The sequence below is a fragment of the Inquilinus limosus MP06 genome, assembly GCF_000767795.1.
GTDB lineage: Bacteria > Pseudomonadota > Alphaproteobacteria > DSM-16000 > Inquilinaceae > Inquilinus > Inquilinus limosus_E.
In genome coordinates, this window is the sequence record NZ_JANX01000830.1 from 1 (window position 1) to 1,973 (window position 1,973).

Below are 1,973 nucleotides of genomic sequence, written 5' to 3' on the forward strand. Positions count from 1 at the left end.
GGTGGCGGCCTTCATCGAAGGCGCCGGGCTGGGGGGCACGGCCCAGGGCGACCCGGCCGAGATGCTGCGCGGCCTGGGGGAGGCCTTCCGCGCCATGGTCGTCGGCCTGCGCCGGATGATGATCGCGCGGGCGGCGATCAAGGGCGAGTTCCGCATCGAGCAGACCTTGATCCGGCCCGCCGGCAACAACCCGCTGAAATTCTCGGCCGATGACGAGGACGCGCTGGCCGGCCTGCTGGGCATCGGCCGCCGCAGCGACATGAGCGCCCGGGACGCCGTGGCCGACGCGCTGCGCGACATGCGGCTGCACGAGCTGGCGGTCTCCGCGGCGATGCAGCAGGCGGTGCACCATCTGGTCGGCGAGCTTTCCCCCGCCCAGGCCGCGGGCAAGCTGGAGCCCAAGGCGCTGGACGGGCTGCCGGGCCGGCGCAAGGCCCGCAGCTGGGACGCCTACCAGGCGCTGCACGCCGCGGTGACCCGGGCCCTGGCGGATGATTTCGACAGCGTGTTCGGCAAGTCCTTCGCCCGCGCCTATGAGCGGGCGATGGCCGAGGTCGCGGACCGGGCCGACGACGAATAGCCGCGGTCACGGGCGGGCGTGGCCGGGCACCGCCGCCACAGGCCGGGCGGCGCGTTTCCAAGGAGAATGACGTGACGTGGAGCAGTCGGATCGCGTGGCAGGAGGGCATGTTCCTCCGCGCCCAGCACTTCCAGCAGCAGGACCGCTGGGTCGAGGCGCAGATCCGCGGCAGCGTCGGCGCGCTGCGGCCCCATCCCTGGGGCGTGACCGGGATCGCCATCGCCCGTGACCTGCTCGCGGCGGGCCGGTTCGCGCTCGCCTCCGCCGCCGGGGTGTTCGAGGACGGCACGCCCTTCGCCGTGCCGGACGAGGCCGAGCTGCCGCCGCCGCTGGATGTGCCGGATTCCGTGCGCAACGCGCTGGTCCATCTCGCGATCCCGGTGCGCCAGCAGGGGGCGGCGGAGATCGGCATCCTCGCCGATGACGGCCGCTACGGCGCCCGGCCGTTCGAGGCCTATGACACCCATTCCGGCACGCCGCAGCCGGCCGAGCTGCAGGTCGGCCAACTGCGCCTGCGCTACCTGCTGGAGACCGACGACCGCGACGGCTACATCTGCCTGCCGGTGGCCCGCATCACCGAGGTGACGCCCGACCGCCGCGTGGTGCTGGACGAGCGCTGGATCCCGCCCGCCCTGGTCTGCTCCGCCGCCGCGCCGCTGGCGGCGCTGCTGGTCGAGCTGGCCGGCATGCTGAACCAGCGCGGCGAGGCGATCGCGGCGCGGGTCACGGCGGTCGGCACCAAGAGCAACACCGAGGTCGCCGACTTCCTGCTGCTGCAGTCGATCAACCGCTGGCAGGCCCTGCTGGCGCATCTGGCTGATTCCGGCAACATCCACCCCGAGACGCTGTACGGCGTCCTGGTGCAGATGGCCGGCGAGTTCGCTACCTTCACCGATGCGCGGCGGCGGCCCAACACCTATCCCGCCTACCGGCACGAGGACCTGCAGCGCAGCTTCACCCCGGTGATGGCGGATGTCCGCCGCTCGCTGTCGGCGGTGCTGGAGCAGACGGCGATCCGCATCCCGTTGCAGGAGCGGCGGCACGGCGTGCGGGTCGGCCCGATCCTGGACCGCACCCTGCTCAACGGCACCAGCTTCGTGCTGGTGGTCCAGGCCGACATGCCGGCCGAGCAGCTGCGCCGCACCTTCCCGGGCAAGGCCAAGGTCGGCGCGGTCGAGCATATCCGCGAGCTGGTCAATGTGGCGCTGCCCGGCATCGACCTGCAGCCGCTGCCGGTGGCGCCGCGGCAGATGCCCTTCATCGCCGGCGCCCAGTATTTCGAGCTCGACCGCAACAGCCCGCACTGGCAGCAGATGCAGTCCTCCGGCGGTTTCGCGATCCATGTCTCGGGTGACTTCCCGAACCTGGCGCTCGACCTCTGGTCGATCCGGGG

At 72.6% G+C, this 1,973-nt stretch carries 2 protein-coding genes; both read left to right on the top strand.

Annotation, left to right across the window (positions count from 1 at the left end):
- Positions 1-580 (top strand): type VI secretion system-associated FHA domain protein TagH (gene tagH / locus P409_RS32915; protein WP_034848638.1); only part of this gene is annotated, 580 nt, incomplete at its 5' end.
- A gap of 71 nt (positions 581-651) precedes the next feature.
- Positions 652-1,973: type VI secretion system baseplate subunit TssK (tssK, locus tag P409_RS32920; protein WP_034848639.1), on the top strand; the 1,322-nt coding region annotated here is incomplete at its 3' end.